This is a genomic window from Streptosporangium subroseum, assembly GCF_900188345.1.
GTDB lineage: Bacteria > Actinomycetota > Actinomycetes > Streptosporangiales > Streptosporangiaceae > Streptosporangium > Streptosporangium subroseum.
Map to the genome: position 1 here is coordinate 37,844 of NZ_FZOD01000010.1, position 25,269 is coordinate 63,112.

The 25,269-nt window shown below is 66.3% G+C and carries 26 protein-coding genes; 15 read left to right on the forward strand and 11 right to left on the reverse strand.

Annotation, left to right across the window (positions count from 1 at the left end; all coding sequences use genetic code 11):
- The first annotated feature begins 81 nt into the window (after window positions 1-81).
- The 3 genes from CHC08_RS12730 to CHC08_RS12740 all read left to right on the forward strand — a co-directional run bounded on the left by CHC08_RS12730 (window position 82) and on the right by CHC08_RS12740 (window position 2,926).
- Window positions 82-843, forward strand: a complete 762-nt coding sequence (locus tag CHC08_RS12730; protein WP_089207462.1) for a GNAT family N-acetyltransferase — start codon at window positions 82-84, stop codon at window positions 841-843.
- 500 nt (window positions 844-1,343) lie between these two features.
- Window positions 1,344-2,360: a polyprenyl synthetase family protein gene (locus CHC08_RS12735; protein WP_218825286.1), complete on the forward strand. Its 1,017-nt coding sequence runs from the start codon at window positions 1,344-1,346 to the stop codon at window positions 2,358-2,360.
- Between the two features lie 116 nt (window positions 2,361-2,476).
- The gene (locus tag CHC08_RS12740) at window positions 2,477-2,926 is read left to right on the forward strand and encodes a universal stress protein (RefSeq protein WP_089207463.1); all 450 of its coding nucleotides are present in this window, start codon (window positions 2,477-2,479) and stop codon (window positions 2,924-2,926) included.
- A 128-nt stretch (window positions 2,927-3,054) separates the two neighbouring features.
- Here CHC08_RS12740 and CHC08_RS12745 read toward each other — a convergent pair whose 3' ends face one another.
- Window positions 3,055-4,344: a serine hydrolase domain-containing protein gene (locus tag CHC08_RS12745; RefSeq protein ID WP_245878285.1), complete on the reverse strand. Its 1,290-nt coding sequence runs from the start codon at window positions 4,342-4,344 to the stop codon at window positions 3,055-3,057.
- 211 nt (window positions 4,345-4,555) lie between these two features.
- Between CHC08_RS12745 and CHC08_RS12750 the strand changes: the two genes are divergently transcribed.
- Together CHC08_RS12750 and CHC08_RS50655 are read left to right on the forward strand one after the other, a co-directional pair.
- Window positions 4,556-4,786, forward strand: coding sequence for a hypothetical protein (locus CHC08_RS12750; RefSeq protein ID WP_143653195.1), 231 nt, complete (start codon window positions 4,556-4,558; stop codon window positions 4,784-4,786).
- Between the two features lie 61 nt (window positions 4,787-4,847).
- Window positions 4,848-5,336 (forward strand): Rossmann-fold NAD(P)-binding domain-containing protein, encoded by a 489-nt coding sequence (locus CHC08_RS50655; RefSeq protein ID WP_218825287.1) that lies wholly within the window; start codon window positions 4,848-4,850, stop codon window positions 5,334-5,336.
- Window positions 5,337-5,415: 79 nt separating this feature from the next.
- On the opposite strand, the gene CHC08_RS12760 is transcribed toward CHC08_RS50655, so the two are convergent.
- Complete coding sequence (locus CHC08_RS12760) at window positions 5,416-5,790, reverse strand: MerR family transcriptional regulator (protein WP_089207465.1); 375 nt, start codon at window positions 5,788-5,790, stop codon at window positions 5,416-5,418.
- 45 nt (window positions 5,791-5,835) lie between these two features.
- On the opposite strand from CHC08_RS12760, the gene CHC08_RS12765 reads away from it, so the two are divergent.
- On the forward strand, window positions 5,836-6,717 hold the full coding sequence (locus CHC08_RS12765) for an NAD(P)H-binding protein (protein WP_089207466.1): 882 nt from the start codon (window positions 5,836-5,838) through the stop codon (window positions 6,715-6,717).
- 305 nt (window positions 6,718-7,022) lie between these two features.
- Window positions 7,023-8,324, forward strand: a complete 1,302-nt coding sequence (locus CHC08_RS50660) for an Imm52 family immunity protein (RefSeq protein WP_218825288.1) — start codon at window positions 7,023-7,025, stop codon at window positions 8,322-8,324.
- Between the two features lie 79 nt (window positions 8,325-8,403).
- Here the strand turns inward: CHC08_RS50660 and CHC08_RS12775 are convergent, their stop codons facing one another.
- From CHC08_RS12775 to CHC08_RS12785, 3 genes are all read right to left on the reverse strand, one after another.
- Entirely contained in the window at window positions 8,404-9,210 is an 807-nt protein-coding gene (locus CHC08_RS12775; protein ID WP_218825289.1) for an alpha/beta fold hydrolase, read from the reverse strand.
- A gap of 14 nt (window positions 9,211-9,224) precedes the next feature.
- Window positions 9,225-9,617, reverse strand: coding sequence for a VOC family protein (locus CHC08_RS12780; protein WP_089207467.1), 393 nt, complete (start codon window positions 9,615-9,617; stop codon window positions 9,225-9,227).
- 120 nt (window positions 9,618-9,737) lie between these two features.
- Window positions 9,738-10,706: an AraC-like ligand-binding domain-containing protein gene (locus CHC08_RS12785; RefSeq protein ID WP_179282013.1), complete on the reverse strand. Its 969-nt coding sequence runs from the start codon at window positions 10,704-10,706 to the stop codon at window positions 9,738-9,740.
- A 267-nt stretch (window positions 10,707-10,973) separates the two neighbouring features.
- Here CHC08_RS12785 and CHC08_RS12790 point away from each other — a divergent pair, with 267 nt between their 5' ends.
- Together CHC08_RS12790 and CHC08_RS12795 are read left to right on the forward strand one after the other, a co-directional pair.
- Window positions 10,974-11,474 (forward strand): SigE family RNA polymerase sigma factor, encoded by a 501-nt coding sequence (locus tag CHC08_RS12790; RefSeq protein ID WP_089207469.1) that lies wholly within the window; start codon window positions 10,974-10,976, stop codon window positions 11,472-11,474.
- Window positions 11,471-12,439 (forward strand): PASTA domain-containing protein, encoded by a 969-nt coding sequence (locus CHC08_RS12795; protein ID WP_089207470.1) that lies wholly within the window; start codon window positions 11,471-11,473, stop codon window positions 12,437-12,439. The genes CHC08_RS12790 and CHC08_RS12795 overlap by 4 nt, the downstream gene beginning before the upstream one ends.
- Window positions 12,440-12,715: 276 nt before the next feature.
- On the opposite strand, the gene CHC08_RS12800 is transcribed toward CHC08_RS12795, so the two are convergent.
- Window positions 12,716-13,513 carry a hypothetical protein gene (locus tag CHC08_RS12800; protein WP_089207471.1) on the reverse strand — a complete coding sequence of 266 codons (798 nt, stop codon included), beginning with the start codon at window positions 13,511-13,513 and terminating at the stop codon, window positions 12,716-12,718.
- Window positions 13,514-14,090: 577 nt separating this feature from the next.
- Here CHC08_RS12800 and CHC08_RS12805 point away from each other — a divergent pair.
- A complete protein-coding gene (locus CHC08_RS12805) occupies window positions 14,091-15,077 on the forward strand; it encodes a metallophosphoesterase (RefSeq protein ID WP_143653196.1) in 987 nt (328 codons plus the stop codon).
- A gap of 189 nt (window positions 15,078-15,266) precedes the next feature.
- Here CHC08_RS12805 and CHC08_RS12810 read toward each other — a convergent pair whose 3' ends face one another.
- From CHC08_RS12810 to CHC08_RS12820, 3 genes are all read right to left on the reverse strand, one after another.
- Window positions 15,267-15,776, reverse strand: a complete 510-nt coding sequence (locus CHC08_RS12810) for an ATP-binding protein (protein ID WP_089207472.1) — start codon at window positions 15,774-15,776, stop codon at window positions 15,267-15,269.
- A gap of 125 nt (window positions 15,777-15,901) precedes the next feature.
- On the reverse strand, window positions 15,902-16,192 hold the full coding sequence (locus CHC08_RS12815) for a hypothetical protein (RefSeq protein WP_089207473.1): 291 nt from the start codon (window positions 16,190-16,192) through the stop codon (window positions 15,902-15,904).
- The gene (locus CHC08_RS12820) at window positions 16,176-16,511 is read right to left on the reverse strand and encodes a hypothetical protein (protein WP_179282014.1); all 336 of its coding nucleotides are present in this window, start codon (window positions 16,509-16,511) and stop codon (window positions 16,176-16,178) included. The genes CHC08_RS12815 and CHC08_RS12820 overlap by 17 nt, the downstream gene beginning before the upstream one ends.
- Before the next feature lie 196 nt (window positions 16,512-16,707).
- On the opposite strand from CHC08_RS12820, the gene CHC08_RS12825 reads away from it, so the two are divergent.
- Window positions 16,708-17,988, forward strand: coding sequence for a helix-turn-helix domain-containing protein (locus tag CHC08_RS12825; protein ID WP_179282015.1), 1,281 nt, complete (start codon window positions 16,708-16,710; stop codon window positions 17,986-17,988).
- On the forward strand, window positions 17,976-19,772 hold the full coding sequence (locus CHC08_RS12830; RefSeq protein ID WP_089207476.1) for a prolyl oligopeptidase family serine peptidase: 1,797 nt from the start codon (window positions 17,976-17,978) through the stop codon (window positions 19,770-19,772). Before CHC08_RS12825 ends, CHC08_RS12830 begins: the two co-directional genes overlap by 13 nt.
- Window positions 19,773-20,066: 294 nt before the next feature.
- On the opposite strand, the gene CHC08_RS48190 is transcribed toward CHC08_RS12830, so the two are convergent.
- Window positions 20,067-20,870 (reverse strand): HNH endonuclease, encoded by an 804-nt coding sequence (locus CHC08_RS48190; protein WP_143653198.1) that lies wholly within the window; start codon window positions 20,868-20,870, stop codon window positions 20,067-20,069.
- Between the two features lie 343 nt (window positions 20,871-21,213).
- On the opposite strand from CHC08_RS48190, the gene CHC08_RS12835 reads away from it, so the two are divergent.
- Window positions 21,214-21,762: a transposase gene (locus tag CHC08_RS12835; RefSeq protein WP_179282016.1), complete on the forward strand. Its 549-nt coding sequence runs from the start codon at window positions 21,214-21,216 to the stop codon at window positions 21,760-21,762.
- A gap of 38 nt (window positions 21,763-21,800) precedes the next feature.
- Here the strand turns inward: CHC08_RS12835 and CHC08_RS12840 are convergent, their stop codons facing one another.
- Window positions 21,801-22,295, reverse strand: coding sequence for a very short patch repair endonuclease (locus CHC08_RS12840; RefSeq protein WP_245878286.1), 495 nt, complete (start codon window positions 22,293-22,295; stop codon window positions 21,801-21,803).
- 116 nt (window positions 22,296-22,411) lie between these two features.
- On the opposite strand from CHC08_RS12840, the gene CHC08_RS12845 reads away from it, so the two are divergent.
- Both CHC08_RS12845 and CHC08_RS12850 read left to right on the forward strand, forming a co-directional pair.
- The gene (locus CHC08_RS12845; RefSeq protein ID WP_089207479.1) at window positions 22,412-23,683 is read left to right on the forward strand and encodes a DNA cytosine methyltransferase; all 1,272 of its coding nucleotides are present in this window, start codon (window positions 22,412-22,414) and stop codon (window positions 23,681-23,683) included.
- A gap of 100 nt (window positions 23,684-23,783) precedes the next feature.
- Window positions 23,784-25,220, forward strand: coding sequence for a PIN-like domain-containing protein (locus CHC08_RS12850; RefSeq protein ID WP_143653199.1), 1,437 nt, complete (start codon window positions 23,784-23,786; stop codon window positions 25,218-25,220).
- Window positions 25,221-25,269: the final 49 nt, after the last annotated feature.

The following is a 25,269-nucleotide window of genomic DNA, read 5'->3' on the forward strand; positions in this document are numbered from 1 at the left end:
ACAAGCCTGCGCGGCTCACCGATCCGCCCCGTGCGGAGGGAACGCGCTCCACCATGTCATCTACGTGAGGTCATCATCATCGTGGGCACCAATGTCCAGAGCTTCGCCGTCGCCAACCTCCGTCGCCGCCCCGTGGTCGTCCAGACCGGTGGCTTCGTCGCGGGGTTCGATCCCGGCACCACCAGCCCGTACATCAACTACGCGACGCCGATGCCCGGCGCCCGGCCGACCGGCCGGGACGTCGCGGCGCTGATCGAGGCGTTCCGTGAGCGCGGTCTCAAGCCCCGGCTCGAGTTCGCGCCGGACGCCGCGCCCGCCGTGGAGCCCGCACTGCGCGAGGCGGGATTCACCGTGGAGGAGGGACACGAGTACCTAGTCTGCAACCCGGCCACTCTGACGATGCCGCCGGTCACCAACGAGGTCGCGCTCCTTGTGGAGACCCCGTCCACGGACGAGGACTACGGGTCGATCGACGCTGCCCTGTCCGAGGCGTTCGCCGGCGTGTTCGCCTCCTCCGCCGAAGGCGCGGCCCGGTTGCGCCGTACCCAGGAGAACGGCGGGGCGGTCAGGTTCGTCCGGGCCCCCGACGGCGGCTGCGCCGGTGGGGCCTCCTGCTCCGCACCGGCCGTGGACACCGCGGAACTGTCAGGCGTGGGCACCCGCCTCGCCTTCCGCGGCCGTGGCATCGCCGGCTCGGTCGTCGCCGCGCTGACCGAGACCCTGTTCGCCCAGGGAGCACAGTCGGTGTGGCTGGAGTACTCGGGCGAGGGATCACGCCGCGTCTACGAACGCGTCGGATTCAAGCCCCAGGGAACCCGTCTGTACATGGCACTCGAAGGGTGACGTACGGGGGCGGGGACGGTCTAGGGCGTCCCCGCCCTCAGTCCTCGCGCGTTATTCCGAAACGATCAGTTGGTGCCTGGTCTGCCGGATGAGGTGAGTCCGGACCAGACGACGGTGCCGATGGAGTCGCGGTGGAAGCCCTCGCGGTCGGCCTGCACACATTGAACGATCAACCCGGGGATGTGAGAGTGCGCATCCCCTCGACATCGAAGAGGCAGATATTCCCGCCGCTTGTGTGAAATTCTCCTCATGGCGCATGCCCGTGTGAGCTGGTTAAATGTCAAAAAGAAATGACAAAAAGGGAATCATGGGAATGCCATTGATTTTATCCCTTGCGAATATATTCATCTCGTAGAGGCGGGTCAGGTTCCTCCGCCGGCACTTGAGGCTCCGCCGGAGACGGCGGAAGACACGGGCGCACGCCGAGAGAGCCCGTTGCGGGCGACTCGGTGGCTTCCAGGCCCGAGACCAGGAATATCCCTACCGCAGAGGAGATAGCTGTGCCGACGTCGGCGCTGTCCGTCGAGCGGGTGCTCACCGATGCCAGGAGTGCCGTCGTTCCGGCGCTGCGAGCCGCGGTCAACGGCCTGTCCGCGCCGATGAGGCGCCTGGCCGAATACCACTTCGGCTGGTCGGACCAGCAGGGCGCCCACATCGAGGACACGGGCAAGGGGGCGCGTCCGACATTGACGCTCCTCGCGTGCGAGGCCGTCGGCGGCGAGTTCGAGCAGGCGGTGCCCGCGGCCGTCGCGATCGAGCTCGTGCACAACGCCTCCCTGCTGCATGACGACGTCCTCGACCGTGATCGCCTTCGTCGCCATCGCCCGGCCATCTGGGCGGTGGCCGGCGTGCCCGAGGCGATCCTCCTCGGCGACGCGCTGTTCTTTCTCGGCGTGCGGACACTCGCGGAGGCTCCGGCTCCGCTGGCGAGCACCGGCGTCAAGTGGCTGGTCACGGCTGCGCAGCGGCTGGTCGAGGGTGAGCACGCCGACCTCACGCTGGAGGAGCGCGACGACTTCTCCCTTGCCGAGGTCACCGCCATGGCCCATGCCAAGAGCGGTGTGTTGCTCGCGGAAGCCTGCGCCATCGGCGCGCTGGCGGGCGGCGCGGACGCCGACCGCATCGACCACCTCCGTGCCTACGGAGCACACCTGGGGCAGGCCGGCCAGCTCACCGATGACCTGCTGGGCATCTGGGGCGACCCGGCGGTCACGGGCAAACCCCGGCTGGCCGACCTGCAAGCCCGTAAGAAGAGCCTCCCGGTCGCCGCGGCCCTGACGGCTGACAACGCCGCCGCCCGTGAACTCGCCGACCTCTACCGCGGACCGTCCGATCCCGGGCAACTGCAGCGCGTCGCCGACCTCGTGGAGGCCGCGGGCGGCCGGGCCTGGGCGGTCGAGGAGGCTCGCCGTCACGCCCGTACGGCGCTGGAGCACCTGCGTGCGGCCGTACCGGCGTCGAGGGCGGCGGAAGCGCTCACCCTGCTCGCCCACCGGGTCGCCGACCGAACGCGATGAGCCTCGATCACTGCGGACCACAGGCGTTTGATGAGCCTTTTGAGCCCCCTTTGCCTTGACGACGGCGGCCTCCCCTCGGGCCGGAGTGGCATCCGGGGCGGCCATAAGCTCGTGGCATGAGCGGCTTCGAGATAGGCACTGACGGTCCCCAGGTGATCGTCGTCGGGATCGACGGCTCGGATACCTCGCTCCGCGCCGCCGCCTATGCCTGGGGGCTCGCCCGCCGGCAGGGCTCTGAGCTGATCTTCGTATTCGTCGCCGGCACCGGCGTGATCACCTCGTTCATGCCCGACGCCACCGTGGCCGCCTTCCAGGCGCAGGAGGACGTGGGAACCGAGCTGCGCGAGCGGATCGCCAAGATCGCCGAGTCCATGCATCCCCGGGTCCCGCACACCTTCCGGAGCGACCGCGGCGACGCCGCGTCCGTCTTGATCCGGATAGCCGACGAGGTCAGGGCCGACGCGGTGGTCGTGGGCGCCTCAGCCCAGGCCGGTCACCGCTTCATCGGCTCGGTGGCGGTCCGCCTGGTCCGGGCCGGCCGCTGGCCCGTCACCGTCGTGCCGTAGCCGGGGCACCCGTCGAGCGTGGGTCCCCTCTCCCCGCCGGCCGACACACATCAAACCAGGCCGGCCAACCATTCTCGCCGGTGCTGGACGGCCTCCGGGCGAAGCTGTGAATCAGGAACCGAGCGGAGTCACCGGTTGGCGCACAGGGCGGCGTCGACGGCGGCGACGACCCCCATGACGCCGGTCTCGTCGGTGGGCAGGGCCGTCACGGCGACCGTGGCCGCCCGGCCGTCCTCGGTGACGGCGTCGCGGGTCTCGTAACCGTCGATGTCGCCGCCGTGGCCCCATGCGCTGCCACCGCAGCTCAGCGGCATCTTGACGAGTCCGAGCCCGTACTGCCAGCCGGACGGCATGCCCTTGGTCTTGACCGTCTCCCGCATCTGCGTGAGCTGCTCCGGCTTGAGCAGCTTGCCGTCCAGCAGTGCGACGAGGAAGCGGTTGACGTCACTCGGGGTGGCGATGAGCTGTCCGGCCGCCCACCCCCAGGACGGGTCCAGGTTCGTGACATCCAGCAGGGGGCCGCCGGGCTTCTTGGCCGCATACCCCTTGGGGTGGGAGCCGCGGATGGTCTGGTCCCCGACGCCGGGCCAGTACGTGTCGCGCAGGCCGATCCGCTTGATGATCCTGTTGGTGATCTCCTCGCTGAGCGGGCGACCGGTGATCTTCTGGACGAGCAGGCCGGCCACGATGTAGCCGGTGTTGCTGTACTCCCAGTCCTTGCCGGGGGCGAACGACGCCTTGTGCGCCAGGGCCGTGTCGAGCATCTCCCGGGGGCCGACGTAGGTGTGCCGATACTCGAAGACGCTCGGCATGTACCGCGTGTAGTTCGGCAGGCCGCTGGTGTGCTGGAGCAGCTGGCGAGTTGTGATCTTCCGGCCGTCGTTGCCGTTGCCGCGGATCAGGCCCGGCAGATACTTCTCGATGGGCGCATCGAGGTCGATCTTGCCCTCGCCGGCCAGCTGCAGCACGACCACGGCGGTGAACATCTTGGTGTTGCTGGCGATGCGCACCTGCCCGTCGACCGGCACCTTCGCCCTGGTCTTCAAGTCCGCCACCCCGGCGGTGTAGTCGCGGGTCCGCCCCTTGGCGTCACGCGTCGAGGCCAGCGCGGCGGGGAAGGCGCCGCTCTTGACCAGGTGATTCAGGCGCTGCTGCACCACGTCGGCGGTGCGGCGGTGGGCGAGCTCCTTGGCCTCACGCATCGCGGCGGGCAAGCCCGCGTCATCGACCAGCCGCTCCAGGTGTTCCCGTACGACATCGGGGGTGTGGCCGGGGCCGGTCGCGGCGTTGGCGGAGGCGACCGGCAGGCCGGCCACGGTGAGCCCGGTCAGCGCCGTCAGTGCCGCCGCCGCCAGAATCCGTCCCCGCATACGCCGGGGACGCCGGGGGGAGGTGGGCTGGGTGGGGGTGTGCGACATGGTGAACACTCCTTGCTGGTCAGGGGTCCGCTTGGGATGTCACCAGCATGGCTGTGAGCGGGTCGCATGATCGATCCCGCGCACTGGAGTGCTCTGGTACAGCTGGCTGTACCCCGCTTGTCTCGTTGGCGGGATCGTTGCCGGCGGTGATCGTCCGTAAGTTTCGATGTGTCACGACGACCTGTCGATCGCATCGAACAAGGAGCACACCATGGCCGACATCAACGGCACCCAGGACGCCACTCAGACGCCGGAACAGCCCGTCAGCACTCGCAGTGGGCCGCTGCGCCTCGTCCTGTGGACGGTGCTTGTGATCAGTGGGGTTCTCAACGTGGTCACCTCCATCACCGTCGCCAACATCTTCGTCGGCATGGGCTTCGGACTCGTCGCCCTCGCCTGCATCGTCGCCCTGGTCGTCCAGCACTTCAAGCACCGCCGATGACCACTGTCATCGAAGATTGACGACCGGCAGGTTCGTGTCAGTGAGGTGAGGGCGATGGGACGTGCCGGGTGTCTGGGGCGGCCGCGGACATGCCCGCGTCGATGGCGTCGAGGAGCTTGTCCAGGCCGGCCAGTTGTTCGTCTCCCAGGGCCCCGAAGATCTCGTGGAGGATGCGTTCGCCCGCCGCGGTGCCGGCTGCCAGGGCCTTGGAGCCTTCCGGGGTGAGGGTGACGAGCTTGGAGCGCCGGTCATCGGGGGCCGCTGCCCCGGATTCAACGTCACCGGGCTCGGACGCGAACTCCCCTTCGCCGGAGCCCTGGAAAAGGTCCTCACCACGCTGCACCTCGGCGACCCCCGACGCGGTGCCGAGATCATCGTGAGGCTCGCAAGGGACCCGGTCTTCGCGGGCGTCACCGGAGGCTACTTCGCCGCCAAGAACGCCCAACCCCTGCCGTGCCCCCAGGCCGGCCGTGACGAAACGGCCCAGCGCACCCTGTGGAATGTCACCGCCGAACTCCTGCTCCCCATCCGGCGCCCCCACGCGGCATGAATCGGTCTACCGGGTTCTTCGGGCTGGAGGAGACGAGAACCCGGGCCGTTCGCGCGGCGGGTTCGCCGGTGTGCCCGTTTCAGGCTTCGCGGACGAACGTCGAGCATTCCGGGCAATCGTCGAGGTATCGGTGCCGACACTCAACGGTGTGTTGCAGGAATGTCATCGCCTGCTGTCTGCGGACGATTTCACCTTCAAGTGCGGCGATCTTTGCCCTCACGACCGCCTGCGCTGTTGACTTCTGCGGCGAGAGGGCGGCGATGACCTCGGGCAACGAGAGCCCGACCCGCCGCAGTTTCAGTACGGTGCGTGCCTGTTCCAGGGCACTGTCGTCGTAGACGCGGTAGCCGTTGCCGTCGCGACGTACGGTGAGCGCCCCGACCTGCTCCCAGTGCCGTAGCACGTGAGCTTCGATCCCGAGCTCTGCGGCGGCTTCCCCGATCGTCTGCGCCATACACGCCTTGCCTTCATGTCGACCTGAACCTTTAGCGTCTCCATCATGCCCGACACCACTCGCCCCACGAGCGCCCGTCATAGTTCATCGATCCTGGTCACCGGCGCGACGGGCAACCTCGGCCGCGAAGTGGTCGACCGCCTCCAAGCTCGCGGCTTGCGCGTGCGATGCCTCGCCCGCCGTCAGCTGGATCCGCGTCCCGGAGTCGAGTCGGTGGCCGGCGATCTCACCGACCCGGCCCTGGTCCGCTCGGCACTCGCAGGCATCGACGCCGTCTTTCTCATCTGGCCGCTGCTCGATTCCGCCCCTGCCCATGACCTGGTCGCGGAGCTCGCCATCACGGCACCTCGTGTCGTCTATCTGTCCTCGACGGCCATCGACGACGAAGCCGCTCGTCAGAGCGATCCCATCGTTCAGGTGCACGCGGACATGGAAGCCCTGCTCCACGATGCCGGACTGCGACCAGTGGTGCTGCGCAGCGACACGTTGGCCTCCAACGCCCGTGGCTGGGCCGCACAGGTGAGGGCGGGCGACGTGGTGACCGGTCCGGATATCGCGCGCACAGCCGTCGTGGACGAGCGCGACGTCGCTGACGCGGCCGTCACCGTACTGCGCGCACACCATGACCACCTGGATCACGGCCCGTACGTGCTGACAGGGCCCGAGGTGCTCAGTCGTGCCGACCAGGTTGGTCGCCTCGGTGCCGCACTCCGGCGTCATCTGCGCTTCGAAGCGGTCCCTGCCGACCTCGCACGATCACGAATGCTCGCAGATGGGCGTCCCGAGCGACTGGTGGAAGCGCTGATCGCCGCTTCGGTGTGCCGACCGGAGTCAAACCGCGTCACCGACCATGTCGAGCGCCTGACCGGTCGAGCGGCCGGCACCTTCGCGAGGTGGGCCATCGACCACGCGTCTGAGTTCAGCTGACCCGGGGTGAGTCCTCGATCGCCGAGTGGCCGGTGGCGCACGTCCCGGAGATCCTCACCACCCGCGAGGCGTTCGACGCCCAGGCCGCTGCCGAGCCGAAACCCCTTCCGGCGACGCCGATCGCGTCCTGACCCGTTGCCGGATCGCGGTCACCGTTGCGGGCGTGGCGACGCCGCCCTCCATGAGCCGAGCATGGCCTGCCCGCCGGCCGCGGCTTTTCTGCCCGTTGATCAGGAGTTCATCCGGGGTAACGTTCCTGCGCGGAGCGTCGGCCAGCGCTTTCGATCGGCGGAGGCGGAGAAGACATGAGGCGGTTGGTACGGAGTTTCTGGGGGCCGAGGCAGGAGTCGGTCGAGGAGGTCGCCGCCCGCTGGACGGCCCTGCTGAAACGGCTGGGGGAGATCGAACCGGCGGTTTTCGGCCCGTGGACGGGGGTGTCGGACTTCGGGCCGGATCCGTCCGTGGAGGTGGAGACGGAGGCCCTCGCCGCGTACCTGAGGGAGAGCAACGCGGACGACGGCCGGCTTGACCGGACCGGATATCGGCTGGCGCTTCACACCTCGGCGCGGCAGACGGTGCAGGTCAGCATCAGCGGTTCCGCCGGCGGGCTGTCGGAGTTGGTGCCCATGGTGGTGGTGATCGCCATCACCGCGCCGGACGACAGCCCTTCCTTGCCGTACACCGAGATTCTGCGCGCCCTCGCCGAGAGCTGGGACATCGATGTGGGCGACGTGACCGACGACGACATCCTGGACGCCCTGGAGGATGACGGTCTCGGCCCCGGCGATCGGTCCATCGGCTGGGGCGGTTACCTCTCCCAGCGGCGCGCCGCCCTGTTGTCGGACAGCGGCCTGTCCCTGCCGGGGAAGGCGGAGCCCATGACGCACGGCGGAGTGCTCCTGGATCTGTCCGGCGTCGGCACCGTCGAGGACCTCGTCGCACTCAACCGTCAATTGCGCGCCACCGGCGCCCTGGAGCCGTTGCCCCCTCCGATGGACCGGCGTGACCGACTCGGCGCGGGCGGCCCGCAGCAGGTCGGGTGCTCTGAAGCTGCCGCTCCGGGCGAAGCGGTGAATCAGGGGCCGAGGCCCCGGCCGACGGGCAGGCCGTTCAGCGTGCGGGACGCCGTCGCCGCCGTCGAGGTGTTGCTCACCCGGCCCGTCCCCGCGGACGGGCCGACGAACCGGGAGGGGGACCCCGACAGCGGGGAGTGGACGGGCAGTTTCGGCGCGGGCTTTCGCCTCACCCGGCTGTGGGAGAGCCGCGGCTATTTCGGCGTGTCCGGCCCCGATTGGAATGCCGCGCAGGAAGAGTCCGAGGCATATCTCGCAGCCCTGGCCGCGGAGTTGGAGCAGCGGTGGGGGCCGCACCGTGACGTGAGCATGCGTCCCTATCTCTTTCGCTCATACGCCGACGAGCCGATGCCCCCGCTCTTCGCCGAGATCTGCTCCTTCGACCTCTACGGTGACCTGCTGGTGTGGGGGCCTTTGGACACCCCGGAGGGGCAGCGTTGGGTGGCGGTGAGCGTCAGCCAGTGCGACGAGGACGCCCCGCACATCATGCTCGCCGCCACCGGTGACAGCCCGGTGACCGAACCGGACGAGTGAGCCCCTGGCGTTGTTCGCTCTTTCCGCTTCACGGAGCTGGAGCACCTCCGCACGACTGGACTCGGTGGTGACCGCTCGCTCAGACGGCGATGAAAAATTCCAGCAGCTCCGGGGCGAGAGACTGAGGGGCCACGTTATGCGTCTGGTCCTCCAGGATTCTCTGTACCGCTCGGGGCACGGTCGCGGCGACCGCCTTTCCCGCGTTGGTCATCCACGCAGGGCTGTTCTCGCCGATCAGCACGAGTGTGGGCTGCGTGATCGAGGTGAGAAGTTCGGTGGGCAGGGCGTTGCCCGGCCCCATGAGAGCGGCCTCATACGCCAGGGTGTGAGCGATCGCCTCCACTCCCGACCAGGAGGAGTGGGCGCGCATCGCGGCCACCATCTCGACGGGGACCTCGGCGGCCTCGACCATGAACAGTTCGGCCGCCTCCGCGCGCCGGCCCTGTTCGACCAGGACTTCCAGTCGCGACGCGAAGTCGTACGACAGGCTGGGCGCGCTGTTGTCGACGTGGTACGGAGGCTCCCACACGGCGAGTCTCGAGATGGCCGAGTTCCGGGCGGTGGCCTCCAGCGCCAGAGCGGCGCCGGAGGACCCACCGAAAACCATGGCCGACCCGCCCGCCGCCTCGATGAGGGCGGACAGGTCCTCGATCTCACGCTCAACGGCATACGGCTGGGTGTCGCCGCTTTCGCCGCGGCCACGACGGTCGTAGTTGAAAACCGTGAACCACGGCGCCAGGGCGGCTGCCACGCCGTACAGCGTGGGATGGGTCTTGTCGGTGAACGCGCCGTGCACCAGGACGAGCGCCGGCCCGACGCCGGATCGGTCGTACGCGATGGAGGTCCCGTCCGCCGAGGTCACCCTGCCGGTCATCGTCTCATTCATGGCGCGCGTTCCTTTCAGGCCGCCGGCGTCACCAGGCACAGGGCCTCCCAGTGGTGACCGTCGAGGTCGGTGAAGCCACGCTGGTACCGGTAGCCGTCATTCCTCAGCTCGCCGACGGCTGCGCCGCCCGCCGCGAGGGCCTTGTCGAACAGCTCGTCGACCTGAGCGGGGTTCTCGACGCCCACGACCAGGATCACCTGGGTGCTCTTGGTGGCGTCGGCGACCTCCGTGCCCGCATACGTGGCGAACGTCGGCTCGGTCAGCAGCATGACCTGCGCCTGCTCATTGATCACCACGGACGCCATGTCGTCGGCCATGCCGAAGAGCGTGAAGCCGAGGGCGGTGAAGAACGTCTTCGACCTGTCCAGGTCTCGGACCGGCAGATTGGCAAACAGTACGGCGGACATCGCTGGAGCCTTTCCTTATGGTTGTTCGCGCCGGTTGGTGCGAACACCTTTATTCTGCGGATCCAGGCCCGCCGGGGCTTGGCTCTCGGTGCCGGCCGATTGACTTTCCGTGCCAGGCCCTCAGCCCGGTGGCATGAGGCAGGTGCGGCGGTACTCGGAGGGGGACAGGCCGTACGTGCGCCGGAACAGCCGGCTGAAGTGAGCCGAGTCCGGAAGGGCGTACCTGGACGCGATGACCCCGACGGGTACGTTGTGGAAGGCCGGGTCGGCCAGGTCTTTGCGGCAGCGTTCAAGGCGCCGGTGCCGTATCCACGCGGCCACCGTGGTGTCCTGCGTCTCGAACAGCCGATGCAGATAACGCAGGGAGACATGGTGCGCGGCCGCGACGGTGCCGGGGGCCAGATCGGATTCGCCCAGATGCTGCTCGACGAAGGTGTGGATGCGCAGCAGCAGCGTCCGTTCCCGTGACTCCTCCGAGAGCGTCTCGGTCTGTTCGGCGCGCTCGGCGATGGCCATCGTGACCAGGTCCATCACCACCGTGGACAGCCGGGCCGCGTTCGCGGGTCGGTAGGTCTCGAGATCCAGGGCCACCCTGCGAAGCAGCGGGGCCGCGAGGGCGCCGGTCCCGGAATCCGGTGTGATCGGGACCGCGGTGAGCTTCGCGACGGAATCGAAGGGCAGCGCCAGCATCGTACGGGGAAAGCCGAAAATCGCCAGATGCACCGCCGAGTCATAGGCCAGCTCGTACGGCCGACCGAAGTCGTAGATTGCGAACTCTCCACGCTTGAGCTGCGTGGACCTGCCGTCCTGCATCAGGGCGGGGCGTCCCGAGATCGCCAGCACCACCCGATAGAGGTCGGGGTTGTCACGGCGGATCAGACCGGGTGTCCGGTGGACGCTGTGCGGCGTGGAGGTCTGCACCCTGCCGACACCCAGTGGGCCGAGTTGCCCCGCGCTGATCTCACCCCGTAACGGGGTGTCCCCCTCGATCCGGAAATCGAGAGGACCGAGCGTGTCACAGACGATGCTTCGCCATTCGTCATACCGGCGCGCGGCGGGCACGTCACGAGTGCGGATCAGAATACCCATCCTCATCGCCCTCCGTCGGCCTGCCCCATGCCAATGGTAATGACGCTTCGGCGCGCGTCAGCCCCGCGAACCGATCGGCTTTATCGTGTGAGCCCAATTCCATCGTGACGCCGCGACTGTGGGAACGCAGAGGTAGATGAGCCTTCGGCAGATTGTCAAGAGGCGCGGCATCTCCCTGCGGTGCCGTATTATCCGCACCGCGGAAAATCCATGCTCAACCTTGCGAAGGGCCGGCGCGTTGAAGAGGGGCGAAAGGAGGCCTCTCTTATGACGGATGAAGACGAATCGGCTTTCGATGAGTTCCTTGCCTCCCGGAGCACCGCGCTCCTACGTACCGCCATTCTGCTCTGTGGCGCTTCCCAGCATGACGCCGAGGACCTGGTGCAGGGTGCCCTGGAGAAGGTCTACCGGCACTGGCCGCGGATCAGGCACGACAACCCCCAGGCGTACGCCCGGCGGGTCGTCGTGAACGCCGCGATCTCCGTCGCGCGCCGCCGAAAGGTGATCCAGGAGATCACGTTCGCCAGACCGCCGGACACCGCCGTGCCCCCGTTCGACGTGGACCTGCGGGAAGCCTTGTTCGCGGAGTTGCAGCGGCTGCCCACGCGGATGCGGGCCGTACTGGTCCTGCGCTACTGGGAGGACCTGTCGGAGAACGAGACGGCCACGCTCATGGGCTGTTCGGTCGGGAGCGTCAAAAGCCAGGCCTCGCGCGGTCTTGCTCGAATCCGCGAACGCATGTCGAGCCTTGAAGGAGCATTGAGATGAACGCAGAGGAAGCGCTGAAGGAGACGCTGCTCGCACAGGTGGCCGAGGTGCAGGCCAGCCCGGCACTCGGCGGCGCCGTTCGCAGGAGGCACCGCAGGCGCCTGGCCAGGTTTCGCACGGCCGGCGCGGCGCTCGTCATGGTGGCGGTAGCGGGGACGGTGCCGGCATATCTCACGATGACCTCGGCGGGCGAGCCCATGTCGTCCCCGACGGAGAGGGAGGCGGTGGCGACCATCCGGTCCGGAATCGTGGTCCCCGACGTCGTCGGCAGGGACGCCAAGGTGGCCGGCCAGGTTCTGAAGGCCGCCGGCCTCAACGTGCAATCCAGAGTGGGCCCGCTGTCGAGCGACCTGCCGGCTGGAATCGTGGTCAGCCAGAACCCGCCGGCAGGCGGCGATGCCGAACCCGGCGCCAAGGTCACCGTCATCGTCTCCTCGTCCTCTGAGGCGGGGCTGAAGGTGAACAAGCCACAGAAGCTCCCGCCCGAGCTGGGCGATCTCGGCGACGAAGGCGGACACCGCTTCGCCGGCGTCGACTTCGTCTACTTTCCCGAAGGGCTCAAGTGGGTGCCTTCGTTCGACAGCGACACCTTCGGCAAGACGAGCAACTCCACCTCGTGGAGCGAGTCGGGCAAGGTGACCGACGGCTACGGGATCCAGGTGATCGTCTACGGCGGCAAAGCCGTCGAACAGATCTCCGAGCGGATGGCCGGATACGGCAAGCAGGGCGCAGAGCCGATTGATATCCGCGGCAAGAAGGCATACCTGGTGAGCGTCGGCGAGCCGCCCGGCGAACTCGCCAACGACAAGAACATCCCATCCGGCGAGCCTCGCGCCCGCGTCCTCACCTGGGTCGAGAACCCCGGCCTCGCCATCGAAATCCTGATGAGCCCTGACTACGCCAAGAAGATCGACGCCGACGCGGAACTCAAGAAGATCGCCAACGCTCTTCGCCCGGCCAGGTAATCCCTCCCAAGCCGGAGCCGCCGCGTCCGCCTGCCTGTTCCAGCGTCGGGCATGTCCCGGGTGCGGCGGCCACATCCTGTCGGGATGAGCCTGGCCGGTGGTGTCCTCTTGGCGGCGAGTAGCGTGCGACGCAAGAGCCGTTACGCGGGACGACGCGCCGACGAAGCCGCGGCGCGCCATGTATCTCCTGGTCGTGATGTGGCTTCATCACGACCGGGGGCTCTCATTTCATGTGCCGCCGCCGCGGTCAACGTCCACGACCAGTACGTCCGGCCTCTAATCCTCGAGCTTGGTGGTTACCTTGCTCGCGGGGGGAGCCTTAATGGAGACCTTGGTGCCCCAGCTGGTGAAGCGGGTGTCGACGGTGATCGTCTTGCCTTCCCAGCCGGGACTGTCGAATATGCCCGTGACCGCGTGGGAAGTGGTCAGGCGCTGCGGGAGCCCGCCACGGTTCACCATGAGCTTGAAGGTCACCACGGTCTTGTCGCTCGCCCGGAGCGGCAAGGTGGCCCTGAACCAGGGGGAGACCTTGGCGAGCCTGCCGAAGGTGGTGGTGCCGGAATAGCTGATGCCCACCCGCTTGGCACCCTTGAGCAGAGACGCGAGGGTCGCCGGCTCGGCGACGTTCACGAGCTGGCCGAACCAGCCACTGATACCGCCGGTCATGCCTTTTTGCGCCTTGTACCAGGTCTTGCCCTCCGGCATGCTGTCGCCGTAGATCCCGCCCGAGAGGTAGCTCGTGGTGCCGATCCGGATCGTCCGCGAGGGGGTGGACATGCCGGTCGGATCCAGGGCCGGCGGTTCGACGGATTCCATGGCGCCCTTCGAGCTGATGTCCGAGGCGACGATCCCGGTCTTGCCGAACTGGAAGGAGCCGATCCGCTGGAGATAGGGCTCGCTCCTGCCTTCCCAGGTCACGGTGCTGCGGTCGCCGAACTCCATGCCCTTGCCCGCAGCGAACTGACTTTTCAACGCCTTGACCGGGTCCGCCGGAGCGGGAGCGGCCTGGGCCGGGGCGGCGGTTGCGAGCGTGACGGCTACGGCTGTCGAGATGCCTGCGATGAATCGCTTCATATGGATTCCTTCGTCGCCCAGTACAGGAAAGAAGATCTTTTCTGACCTTGATCACAAGCACGTCTCGGGATGCGTCACCGAGCTTCCCCGTAGCACGTACACCGTGCTCACGCCGTCCCGCCGGAGGGACGCCTGTCCCGCGCCTTCCAGCAGTTCGTAGACGGTGGCACGGCAGAAGCACGTCGGGCCTTCACCCCGAGGTGTAGACATCTTGAGTGCCAGATCGTAGAGATCTGGAGACCAAGGAGGGGGCTTCACCCCAGGATGTGGACGCCGGGGATGTGGGAGGAGACACCACAGCGGACGCCGGGAAACGACCGCGCAACGGAGTTCCGCGCACGACCGCCCCATGAAGGTTTCCCCTCGCTGGGCGAGTCGAAGCGGGTGCGCGGCGTGCACCCGCAAGTCCCGGCGAGATCGGCAGCGGTGAGGGTCGTCCGGGGCGGGCGAGCCACCGGTTCCCGTGCCTGCCGACCTCCCACGATTCTGGACCGTGACAGATGATCGTCGGCGAAAATTCCCCGCGGTGTCGGCTCGGTGTCGTCGAACGGTGGCCGTAAGCGGCGATAAATCCCTTATGCGAAAATCCCTGCTCGCCACAACCGTGATCGCCGCGGCCCTGGCCGCCGGTGCCGTCTCACCCGGCATCGCCGGCGCCGAATCCGTCCACACCGGCTCCCAGTCCGGCCACGGCTCCTCATTCACCTTCGCCCTGCTCGGTGACACCCCGTACGGCGAAGCCCAGGAAGCCGTGTTCCCCGCCCTGGTCAAGGACATCAACGCCGACCGGGACGTCAAACTGGTCCTGCACGCGGGCGACGTCAAGAGCGGCTCGACCTCCTGTGAAGACGCGCACTTGACCGCGACGGCGAAGCAGTACCAGACCTTCGAAGACCCATTCGTGCTGACCCCCGGCGACAACGACTGGACCGACTGTCACCGCGCCGCGGCAGGTGGCTTCATGCCGACCGAGCGGCTCGACGCGGTCCGCCGGATCTTCTACCCGGTCGCCGGCCGTACCCTCGGCATGCACCCGATGAAGGTGGACACCCAGGCCCGCGACCGGCGCCACCGCGACTACGTGGAGAACGTGCTCTTCACCGAGAAGAAGGTCGTCTTCGCCACGGTGCACGTGGTCGGCAGCGCGAACGGCCTGGCCCCGTGGGGCGAGCTGCCCGGCGGGGACCAGCCGGAGCCGCGGCTGGCGGAGTACGAGGCGCGGAAGGCCGCCGCGCTCGACTGGATCGACAAGGCCTTCGACACCGCCCGGCGCACCCACGCCCCCGGCGTCATCCTCATGCTGCAGGCCGAGCCCACGCAGAGCGCGGGGTTCACCGAAATCCGCGAGCGCATTGTCGAGCGCTCCCGCGCGTACGGCAAGCCGGTGCTGCTCGTGCACGGTGACGAGCACGTCCAGGAGTCGGAGCCGAACTACGCGGGCGTGCCCAACCTGACCCGGCTGGAGACGTTCGGGGATACCGCCAACCAGTGGCTGACCGTGACCGTCGAGCCGAAGTCGGCCAAGGTCTTCTCCTGGAAGCAGCGGACCGTACCGGCCAGCTGAGCGCGGCGCCGACCGGCTGACGCCCCTTCCCCTACGTAGAAGCCCATCGACGCGGCCGAGGGCTCGGCCGCCGCCAAAGCCCGCCGCCAGCGCCTCCTGAGTGTCTACGTTCCTTGGTCGGTGTTGGCTCCGTCTCGTCCAGGACTTGGTGAGAGTGCTGGGGCACTCTCACCAAGTCCGTCTGAGCTTTTAGCCGGAGGAAGTGAGTTCGAACCAGACGACGGTGCCGATGGAGTCGCGGTGGAATCCCCAGCGGGTGGCGAGGGTGTTGACGAGGGCGAGTCCGCGGCCTCCGGTGGCGTACGGTCCCGTGGTCTTGGGGAAGGGGATGTCCGAGGAGCCGGGGTCTTGGACGGTGATGAGTACGCCGTTGAGGACGAAGGTCAGCGTGATGAGGAATTCCTGGGGTCTGTCGGCTGGTCCGGTGGGGTGTTCGATGGCGTTGGTGGCGAGTTCGCTGGTGAGGAGCATGGCGTCGTCGCGACAGGGATGGTCGTCGCCGAGGAGTTCGGCGACGAAGGTGCGTGCGGGTCTGACCTGGCTGGGTGTGGCGGCGAAGCACTGAGAGATCATGGGCGCCTGTCCCAGGCGCGGTGGCCACATCCTGTCGGGATGAGCCGGGCCGGTGGTGTTGGTGGTCATCGGTCGGAATCGATCAGTGAACGCGCCGACGAGCAGGGACAGCAGTCGCGCCGCCATCGTTGTCACTCCCTCAATCGTCTTCTACAGCGTTCTCGGTTGGCTCAGCCAGATCCTCTGCGGCAAGCGACAGATGTTGCCGGAGGCGTGTTCGAAGGCGTCTTCCTTCCAGATCCCACGCTGATCTACCGGGTTCTTCCGGTCAGCAGCGCCGTCCAGATCGTCCGAGCTTCGTTGATCGGCCGGACCGAGGTTTCGTGTACCTCGTGTCTGCCGTCGAGCTGGACGGTTCGCCGGAGGAACGCCTGTCCTGCGCTTTCCAATAATTCGTAGACGGTGGCACGGCAGAAGCACGTCCAGGCCACCGGCCGCGCCCGCTCCAGCGCCTGGTACGGGCGCCGCCACTCCAGCCGTACGTGATCTCGCTGGGCCATCGCCACGTGCGGACTCACGCACTCGTCAGGCAGGATCACCACGCGCCCCCGCCATCAGTTCGGGCAGCGGATGCGCTGCGCGGAGGTCGGCGTACCGCAACGCGATCCGTCGCGCCGCACGCTGGGGGTCCGTTACCGGCTGCCAGGCGTAGACGAACCGGTGGCGGGGACCGTCCCATCCGGTGCGCCACCAGAACCGCTCACCGTCACACCAGACCACCAGTCCCACCCAGACCGACACCAACGCCAGCCCGTAACCGTCGTGCACGTCGGAGACGATTCCCTCTTCCTGCAGAGCGCGTTGCAGCAGCTCAGCCGCCTGGCAGGGATCCGTCGTGACCATGGGTGGTTCGCCTGACATGGCTTCTCCAGGTGAGATCGGGTGCGCTTCCTCATGCGGTGTCGTGCGAGTCGTCCCGTGCGTCCAGACGCGGCGACAGATGGTTGTCGACTCATGGCACCCATCTCTAGTGAGCGGGCTTTCTCAAGGTGCTGACAGCAGACCGCATGGCCTGATTTGCTCGCAACGAACAGCAAAAACGACGCGAGGTGCGCGCATGACCACGGAGAGAAAGCGAGGTCCCGGGCGACCGGCCAAGGACCTCGATCCCGGCATGTCATTGCGCGCCGCCCTGGGCGCCAGGATGCGCGAGCTGCGCAAGGGACGCTCGCTGACGTTGATGGAGCTCGGTGAGCTGACTGGATACTCCTGGCAACACCTCGGCGCGGTCGAACGAGGAACGGTCGCCCCCTCGGAGTCAGTGATCGTCGCGTGTGACACCGCGCTCGGCGCGGGCGGCGTGCTGAAGGGCATGTTCCCCGGAGTCATCCGCGAGCAGGCGCACCTCCGCCACAGCGGCGAGGCCGCACGCAGATCCAGCCCGGAGGCGCCGGATTCCGAGGTCGACTGGGGACGGCTCAGCGCCTGCGGCAAACGCGCTTCCGTACTGACCTCCGCAGTGGTGGACGACATCGAAATGATCACCATGCATCAGCGCCGCCTCTACCACGAGCTGACATCGACCCAGATGCTCGTCCCGGTCGACGGCCACCTCGGCCTCCTGCTCTCTCTCCTGGAGACGCCCGCACCGGATCGGCTACGACGACGCATCGCCTCCGCGGCCGGGGAAGCCGCCGGGTTCTCGGCATGGATCTGGTTCGACCTCGGTGACCACTTCAAGATGGGACACCGGTACGACACCGCGCTGAACGCTCTCGGAGAAGCCGGCGACAGAGGATTGCGGTCCTACATCAGCGCCTACCGGGCGGTCACCGCCGACGCGGCCGGGCGGGCTGACGAAGCCGTCCGCCACGCTTCAACCGCCTTGGACACGGCCGATCGTTCCGTCACCCGAGTGACGAAATCATGGCTCCATGCCGTGAACGCCACCGCCCGCGCTCATGCGGGCGACAGCCGTACCGCACTCGCCGAGCTCGGCCAGGCGCATGGAGCCCTGGAGCAGGCCGGCGGTGAGCGTGACGAGTGGATGTACGACTTCGACCACGAGCGGCTTCTGGGTTACGAGGGCAACTGCCTGCTGGAACTCGGCCAGTACGCCCAGGCCGCCCGCTCCTTCGAACACGCTCTCCGCGGTGCCCCCGCCACGTGCGTCCGCCGACGAGCGGAGATCAGCGTGGACCTGGCACAGGCACGCCTCGGGGAAGGTGAAACGACTGAAGCCGTACGGCTGGCGCGAGAGGCGATCGCCGTGTTCGCCCGGCGAGGATCCACCTCGGGCATGTCCCGGGTGCGGCGGCTCCGTGACCGGATGACGGAGCAGCGCCAGGACGTGGCGGTTCGCGAGTTGGATGATTTCGTCCGAACATGGCAAGAGTGAGCCCTATCCCGGCCGAACTCGTCGCCCGCGCCACCGTGTCCTACGACGCCGTCCAGGCGGTCGGCGAGACCGTCTACTGGATCGAGGGGCGGCCGAGCGGGGACGTGCTCGTGCGCTGGACCGCCGCTGATAGCTCTCGGGACGTGCTGCCGGAGGGCTTCCATGTCGCCTCCTACGTGCACGAGTACGGCGGAGGCGCCTATTTGGCCACCGAGCGGGACCTCTGGTTCTGCAATGCCGACGACCAGCGGATCTACCGCGTGAGCGATGGCCTGGATCCCGTACTGGTGACGCCTGCTCCCGTCTCACCGGGCGCCCTGCGCTATGCCGATCTGCGCCTACTGCCGGGCAGCGGTCAGTTGATCTGCGTCCGGGAGCGACACGAAGACGACAGGTCCGTCCACAATGAGCTCGTCATCCTGCCGGGCGACGGCTCGGCCGAGCCGCGGGTTATCGCGTCCGGTGACGACTTCTACATGTCGCCTGAGCCCAGCCCCGATGGGATGCGGCTGGCCTGGGTGTCATGGAACGCGCCGCTCATGCCGTGGGACGGCTCCTGCCTGTGGGTGGCGGACATCCAGTCTGACGGATCGCTTGTTGACCTTCGGCTCGTCGCGGGGGGTGAGGAGGAGTCGGTATGCCAGCCGCGGTGGAGCCCGGACGGCGTGCTGCACCTCGTCTCGGACCGCTCCGGCTGGTGGAACCTCTACGCCTGGCGTGATGATCACCTCGACCCGGTGATCACGGGGGAGTTCGAGGTCGCGGCGGCTCCCTGGGAGTTCGGCTACCGGACCTACGCGTTCCGGGATGCCCAGGTCGTGGCCGTCATCCAGCAGGGGCCTCAGCATCATCTGGCGGTGAGGAATCCTGATGGTGCCCTCGAACGTCTGGCTCTGCCGTTCACCTCAATCAAGCCCTACCTGGCCATGGCAGGCCGGAGCATCGCCTTCATTGGATCCAGCCCAGCCCAATTGCCCGCGGTAATGCTGGCCGAGCTGGATGGTTCCACCCGGGAGCTCGCCTCAGCCGACCTTGCTCTGGATCCGGCCTCGCTCGTCCGGCCCGAACCCTTCGTTTTCAGCACTCGTGACGGAGCTGAAGCGTATGGCCTGTACTACCCGCCGCTGGAGGCGAGAGGCCAGCCGCCACCGCTGCTCGTGCGGGCTCATCCGGGGCCGACGGCGAACTGGCCGCTGCGGCTGGACCTTCATGCGCAGTACTTCACGAGCCGAGGCTTCGCCGTCGCCGACATCGACTACCGGGGCAGCATTGGGTATGGCCGCGCGTATCGGCTTCAGCTTCGAGGGAGATGGGGAACAGCCGACGCCACCGACTGCGCGGATGCGGCTCTTCACCTGGCGGCTACCGGTCGTGCGGATCTCCAGCGAATGGCCATCTGGGGTGCCAGTGCTGGCGGCTACACCGTTCTATGTGCTCTGGCGACGAGCGATGTGTTCGCGGTGGGAATCGCCAGGTCCGCCGTAGTCGACCTCGAGACCTGGAGCGCAGTCGCACCGAAGTTCCAGGCTCATCATGCTGAACTGCTTCACAGAGAGCATTCCCGTGGAGTAAGCGAATCTGAAACCGAGGTCCGGCGTCCGCTCCTTCTGGTTCACGGAGGCGATGATCGCGTTGCCCCCCTGAACCAAGTCGAGACCCTTGCCCAGCGCTTAGGCCGTGTCTCACATCTGCTCGTCGTTCCCAAGGCAGGGCACACCGTGCGAAATTCCTCTGACGTCCGTTACATTCTCCGCCTGGAGCTCGAGCACCTTCGGTCGATGTAGGCAACATCCATTGGAGAAGCACGGCAGCTTTCAGATGGACTGCCGGTGCTGAAGGCCGGTCGTTCGGTCAAGCAGGTCGCGCATAGCGGCCCCCGAAATCATCTCCCATTGGATACGGGTCCGGCTATCACATCGACACCATTGGCCAGTGGGAGCACGGCCAATTTCTTGGCTTCCTCGTCGTCGACTCTGCCGAGCGTTCGTCGATGCCGTGCAGGATCGGCCGGGGATTGGCTTGACCCCCTCCCCGGCCTTACCTCAAGATAATCACCATCTGACCCCTTCCGGTACGGCTTACTGTATGTTCTCTCGCCCTTGAACTATGTCGCGAAGAGTCTGAACTAGTTCTTCGCGTTCGGTGGCAGAGAGCCGTCGTGTACGGTCATACGCCGTATCCACTCGGTTTCTGATGCGTTGCTTAGCCTGTAGCCAGGAAAGAAGCGTCTCCAAGTCTTGTTTACGGAAGCGTCTCACTTCCGGGAGGAGTGCCGCCAGTGTTTCGGGGATTCCTAACTCATTCCGTACAGGTTCGTTGCACCGTTTGCATTCAGTCTGAAGGTTATCGAGTTCAACTGAGCCGCCGAGATTACGTGCAATCCGATGTCCAATAGTCAGAACCGCTTTCGCGTTAGACTCGTCTGGATACGGCTCCTGGCTAGCCACACCACACACGACACAGCGCCGGTCATCGCGGTCAAACACGCGGCGTCGATCCCCATCTGACACCGCATCACTCTTTGGCCTCGGTCCAAGGCCCGGATGCCATCCCTTCACTTCCAGCCGGTAGGTACCGACGGGCAGGGTTCGATCATCGGCGTTGGACGGGATTCGCCAGCCGTCTGGCCTGAGATTCCGCAGGCGACGGTTCAAATGCTCTGCGTTGTTGGGAACGTCTTCGCCGAGTGCTCGGCGAAGGTCTCCCATAGTGAATGTGCCCCACTCTTCGACGTTGAACGTCAGCCAAGCAGCAAGCTTTTGCTCGTCACCGAACGTGCGGCGCGTCCCTGGCGCGAATTTTAGACGCCACCACAGTTCGCCGCTAGGGGCGTAGGCCTGAGGAGGGTAGGGGTGGCCGTCGGCCGTGTTGTCCGTGGTCATACGGAACTTTTTAGTCTGTCCGCGCAGCCATGCACAAATCACATCTAATCACAGAAAATTACATGTTAACCAGACGGGGGTCTCAGCACGTGTTCGCTGATCCAAGCGCCAAAGCTCGGCTAGAGCTGAGTGTGATAGGGAGTGACGACGATAACGCCCGAACATGTACATTTAGTCCGAAAAGTCACGGTTGAGGCGAGGTGTGAACAGTATGTATGTCGCGGGCTGTGACTTCCTTGAAGTTGTTGTCGACTACTCATAGTCGTTCAAAAGTCGCCAACGGTGACATTGTCGCGAGTGCCACCCGGCCTTTCTGGACCTGTTTGCCGGTCAAGACGGTGGGGTGACCTGCCGTGAAGCCCGCGCCATCTTGGCCATCGCTCCCACTCCCCAAGCCGCCGCCGCGCCCACCCCACCCCAGATCCGCGCTGCCCTGGCCGACAGCGGACGCGTCTACCACTTGGACACCTGGACCGAGAAGATCCATGCCGGGCTGCGCGTCCCGCACTTGCGCCAACCCGCACCCGTCGAAGAGGCCTTCGGCCGCCACTCCATCGCTTTACTGGCCATCCTGGACGCGATCTGCGCAGCAGCCGCCGCGTTTCACGAGGCGACCGTCACCGCCTTCCGCTCCCATCCCGAACACCCAATCATCACCAGCTTCCCCAGGCTTGGAGACCTGACCGGAGCGCGGCTGCTGGCCGAGATCGGCGATGACCGCACCCGGTTCGCCGACGCACGAGCGATCAAGGCCTACGCCGGCGCCGCGCCAGTCACCCGGGCCAGTGGACGCAGCCATGCCGTGGTGCACCGCCGCGTCAAGAACCGCTGCCTAGCCGCTGTCGGATACGTATGGGCCTTCGCCGCCGGGGCCGCGAGGATCAGCACATAGGTGAAGGTTGGTTTGCTGCGGGGCCAACGTTGATTCTGTCAGTCCTCAGCGATAGCTTCGAATCCGAGTTCGATCGAGGCCCGATCGATAGCAGTTGCGACCGTTTCAACCGCGGAGGGAAGAGGTTCATGCTCCCAGAGGCGGACAACCTGCCAGCCCGACGCAGTCAGCGCAGCATCAGCTGTGCGGTCACGCTCGACGTTACGCCGCAGCTTGGGAGTCCAGTACCACTCGTTCGAGGTGGGCTCCCGGCCGTGCACAGGGCAGACGTGCCAGAAGCATCCGTCGACAAATACGGCGACCTTCCGTGCAGTGAAGACGATGTCTGGCCGGACCCGGACTCCTCCTGGCAGATCCAGCCGGAAGTCCTTGCGGTACCGGTAGCCACGCGCGTGCAGGGCTTTCCGGAGCGCGATCTCGGGCTTCGTATCGGACCTCCGGTTGGCCCGCATGTTCCGCGAACGCCCCTCGCTGGATGCTCGCGGGTAAGCGCGCTTCGGCTTCGCTACCGGCGGCTCTGCATCTTGGTTCATATCGGACATGATCTAGCTGATGTTCCTTCAGTGTGCTCAGCCAGCGCTTCCATAGGAGAAGATAGCCTCCATGTCTCCACGCTCGCAGGGCCCTCGGTCACCACACGGAGGCCCAAATGACGGATCTTGAGGTAGTTGAGATCTGCGCCGGAGCTGGAGGCCAGTCTCTCGGGCTCCACCTCGCCGGGTTCAAGCACCGGCTGGCCGTTGAGCTCGACACCAATGCATGCAACACCCTGCGGGAGAATCTCAGCACCCGCGAAAAGATTGACGATCCCGAAAAGGTGGTCGTTCAGGGCGATGTTGCGGATCCGGAAAAATGGAAGCCCTCGGATCATGTTGAGGTTGACCTGTTTGCAGGCGGCGTCCCCTGCCCGCCGTTCAGCATTGCTGGGAAGCAACTCGGCGCCACCGACGAACGTGACCTGTTCGCCTGGGCCGTTGAGCAGGTCGAGGTCATGCGCCCTCGCGCCCTCATGCTCGAGAATGTCCGTGGTCTCAGCATGCCGCGCTTCGCTGCCTACCGTCAGCATGTTCTCGACAAGCTCACCTCGCAAGGCTACGTCGGCGAATGGAAGCTGCTCCACGCTTCGGACTTCGGTGTACCTCAGCTGCGCCCAAGATTCGTCCTCATCGCGCTTCAGGAAGAAGACGCTCCCTACTTTCACTGGCCTGACCCGCTCCCTGGTCCTCCGCCCACGGTCGGCAAGACTCTTCACGCCTTGATGGCTTCCAAAGGCTGGACAGGTGCTGATGCCTGGGCAAGGCGCGCAGACAAGATTGCGCCAACGATTGTCGGCGGTTCCAAGAAACATGGTGGCGCTGATCTCGGCCCGACCCGCGCTAAGCAGGCTTGGAGGGAGATGGGCGTCGACGCCATGGGCGTCGCGGATGACATCCCGAACGAAAGCCACCCCGCCGACTACCTTCCCAAGCTGACCACCGCGATGGTTGCCCGGCTTCAGGGCTGGGACGACGACGAATATCAATGGACCTTCACGGGCCGCAAGACTTCGGTCTACCGGCAGATCGGCAACGCGTTCCCGCCTCCTGTCGCTCGCGCCATCGGTGAAGCCATCGTTCGGGCTTTTAACCACGAAGGCGAGCCCACGGAACGTCTCGTCCCAGAGATCGATCCCATCTATCGTGCTCTCCGCGATAGCGATGGCTACCTCACCCCAGCCCAGCTCGCCCGTAAGTCCCGTCGCCACCTCGCTCCTGAGGACCTAGAACGCCACATCAGCCGCCTGAGCCGCGACTTCACCATCCTGACCAGCTCCACCAAATCCGGTGTCGCCTATAAGCTTGTCGAGTTCAAGGCCTTCACCGGGCAGGAGAACCACAGTCGCCACGAAGCCTTCCAGATGGCTCTCCCAACAATCAGCTGAGCAAAGCTGATCAAGTGATGCCTGGAGGTCAATAATTCAGCGGAGGGGAGACTCTTAATCTGTCTAGAATGCCGTGGGGACTCGGCAGGGAGGCGCCTTGGTGCAGGACGGGCAGACCGAAGCAGAGCTGAAGCTTCTCCGGCAATACTCGGCCTGGATCCGGCCCGGCAGTCTGACGGATGAGGAACGCAAGGAGTTCTTCGCGGGCGGGACGATCGTCTTGGATACGAATGTCCTCTTGGACCTCTACCAGTACACCCCGAACACCCGCCAGCAGCTGCTCGTCGCGCTTGGAAGGGTTTCAGACCGGCTTTGGATGCCGTACCAGGTTGGCCTGGAGTTCGTTCGCGGCAGGGCCGGGGTCATTAAAGGTCGGGTCGAAGCGCTGCACAAAGCTCCTGGCAAGGTGTCCACCGCCTTCAGCGATGCTTGGAAGCAGATCAATGACGCTGTCGCCGACGTCAAGCAGCTTCTCGAGGACTATGCGGGTGATCAGGACACCAGTGAGATAGACGCGTTGATCAGTGAGCGTCAGTTCAACAAACTGATGGATCCATGGCGAGCTGAGCTCGTCGACCGGGCCAAGAAGATCAAAGATGAGAGCGACTTCGGCGCCGCCACCTTCATCCAGGGGCGGGACACCCTTCTGCCACAGATCGCTGAGCTGTTTGGTGACCGGATCGGAGATCCTCCGGATCAGGGTCTTCTGAGGGAACGCATCGAGCTGGCGATTGCCTTCCGGTTCCCGAACAAGATCCCGCCGGGGTTTGCTGACACCCGTAAGGACACCGATCTCCGCTCGGCTGGTGACTTCCTGCTGTGGGAAGAGCTGGTAGAGCATGCCCAGGCGCTGCCGCCGGGGGCGAAGGTCATCTTGGTCTCGCGTGACACCAAGAAGGACTGGTATCAGCCCAAGGGCTTTGGGCAGGAAGAACGTCCCTGGCCGCAGCTGATCGACGAGTTCGAGCGGCGGACTGGCACGCACCTGCTCATCGCCGAGACGGCCACGTTCTATTCCGATGTGAAGAAGTATCTAGGTGCAGAGATCGCCAGCAGCACGATCGACGAGCTTAACCGGCCTGTTCCCTCTCCAGCTGAGGAGCAGCTCTTCCTGACACGGAAGGATCTCGCCCGGCAAGACCCGCCCGAAGAACTCGCCCTCGCCGCGTACCGCGCAGCCGGCTTGTCTAGCAAGGCGATCCGGCAAGCGCTAGTGCGGCCTTCGGATCGTCTTTTCCAGTGGTGGCTGGTCGGGGCCACGCGCGACCTTGGACTCCGGGAAAGCGGCGATGAACCGCTATTCGACCTCCAAGCGATTCTGCGCCCCGAGGCCCATCCTGGTCCAGGATGGGTGCTCGCGACAGAAATCGTTCAACCGGGAGAGCTTCCGTATCTCTCCATGTCCCTAGCGCCCTGGTTCGTCTCGATCTTGAAGGTAAGCCCTATGGTCGATCGAACGCGCCTCTTGAGGCTGGTCCAGCTTCATGGAAGTGCTACTGGTTTCGGTGCACCGGACCAGCCCAACCTGGATAGTTAACTCCGCGTGACATCGCAACACCACCGTATCGGCCCCCCACGTGAACAGG

Bases quoted from the DNA above. Each gene is read 5' to 3' on its own strand.
- CHC08_RS12740 (WP_089207463.1), top strand. From the start codon at position 2,477: ATGAGCGGCTTCGAGATAGGCACTGACGGTCCCCAGGTGATCGTCGTC.
- CHC08_RS12745 (WP_245878285.1), bottom strand. From the start codon at position 4,344: ATGTCGCACACCCCCACCCAGCCCACCTCCCCCCGGCGTCCCCGGCGT.
- CHC08_RS12750 (WP_143653195.1), top strand. From the start codon at position 4,556: ATGGCCGACATCAACGGCACCCAGGACGCCACTCAGACGCCGGAACAG.
- CHC08_RS12760 (WP_089207465.1), bottom strand. From the start codon at position 5,790: ATGGCGCAGACGATCGGGGAAGCCGCCGCAGAGCTCGGGATCGAAGCT.
- CHC08_RS12765 (WP_089207466.1), top strand. From the start codon at position 5,836: ATGCCCGACACCACTCGCCCCACGAGCGCCCGTCATAGTTCATCGATC.
- CHC08_RS50660 (WP_218825288.1), top strand. From the start codon at position 7,023: ATGAGGCGGTTGGTACGGAGTTTCTGGGGGCCGAGGCAGGAGTCGGTC.
- CHC08_RS12775 (WP_218825289.1), bottom strand. From the start codon at position 9,210: ATGAATGAGACGATGACCGGCAGGGTGACCTCGGCGGACGGGACCTCC.
- CHC08_RS12780 (WP_089207467.1), bottom strand. From the start codon at position 9,617: ATGTCCGCCGTACTGTTTGCCAATCTGCCGGTCCGAGACCTGGACAGG.
- CHC08_RS12785 (WP_179282013.1), bottom strand. From the start codon at position 10,706: ATGGGTATTCTGATCCGCACTCGTGACGTGCCCGCCGCGCGCCGGTAT.
- CHC08_RS12790 (WP_089207469.1), top strand. From the start codon at position 10,974: ATGACGGATGAAGACGAATCGGCTTTCGATGAGTTCCTTGCCTCCCGG.
- CHC08_RS12795 (WP_089207470.1), top strand. From the start codon at position 11,471: ATGAACGCAGAGGAAGCGCTGAAGGAGACGCTGCTCGCACAGGTGGCC.
- CHC08_RS12800 (WP_089207471.1), bottom strand. From the start codon at position 13,513: ATGAAGCGATTCATCGCAGGCATCTCGACAGCCGTAGCCGTCACGCTC.
- CHC08_RS12805 (WP_143653196.1), top strand. From the start codon at position 14,091: ATGCGAAAATCCCTGCTCGCCACAACCGTGATCGCCGCGGCCCTGGCC.
- CHC08_RS12810 (WP_089207472.1), bottom strand. From the start codon at position 15,776: ATGGCGGCGCGACTGCTGTCCCTGCTCGTCGGCGCGTTCACTGATCGA.
- CHC08_RS12820 (WP_179282014.1), bottom strand. From the start codon at position 16,511: ATGTCAGGCGAACCACCCATGGTCACGACGGATCCCTGCCAGGCGGCT.
- CHC08_RS12825 (WP_179282015.1), top strand. From the start codon at position 16,708: ATGACCACGGAGAGAAAGCGAGGTCCCGGGCGACCGGCCAAGGACCTC.
- CHC08_RS12830 (WP_089207476.1), top strand. From the start codon at position 17,976: ATGGCAAGAGTGAGCCCTATCCCGGCCGAACTCGTCGCCCGCGCCACC.
- CHC08_RS48190 (WP_143653198.1), bottom strand. From the start codon at position 20,870: ATGACCACGGACAACACGGCCGACGGCCACCCCTACCCTCCTCAGGCC.
- CHC08_RS12840 (WP_245878286.1), bottom strand. From the start codon at position 22,295: ATGAACCAAGATGCAGAGCCGCCGGTAGCGAAGCCGAAGCGCGCTTAC.
- CHC08_RS12845 (WP_089207479.1), top strand. From the start codon at position 22,412: ATGACGGATCTTGAGGTAGTTGAGATCTGCGCCGGAGCTGGAGGCCAG.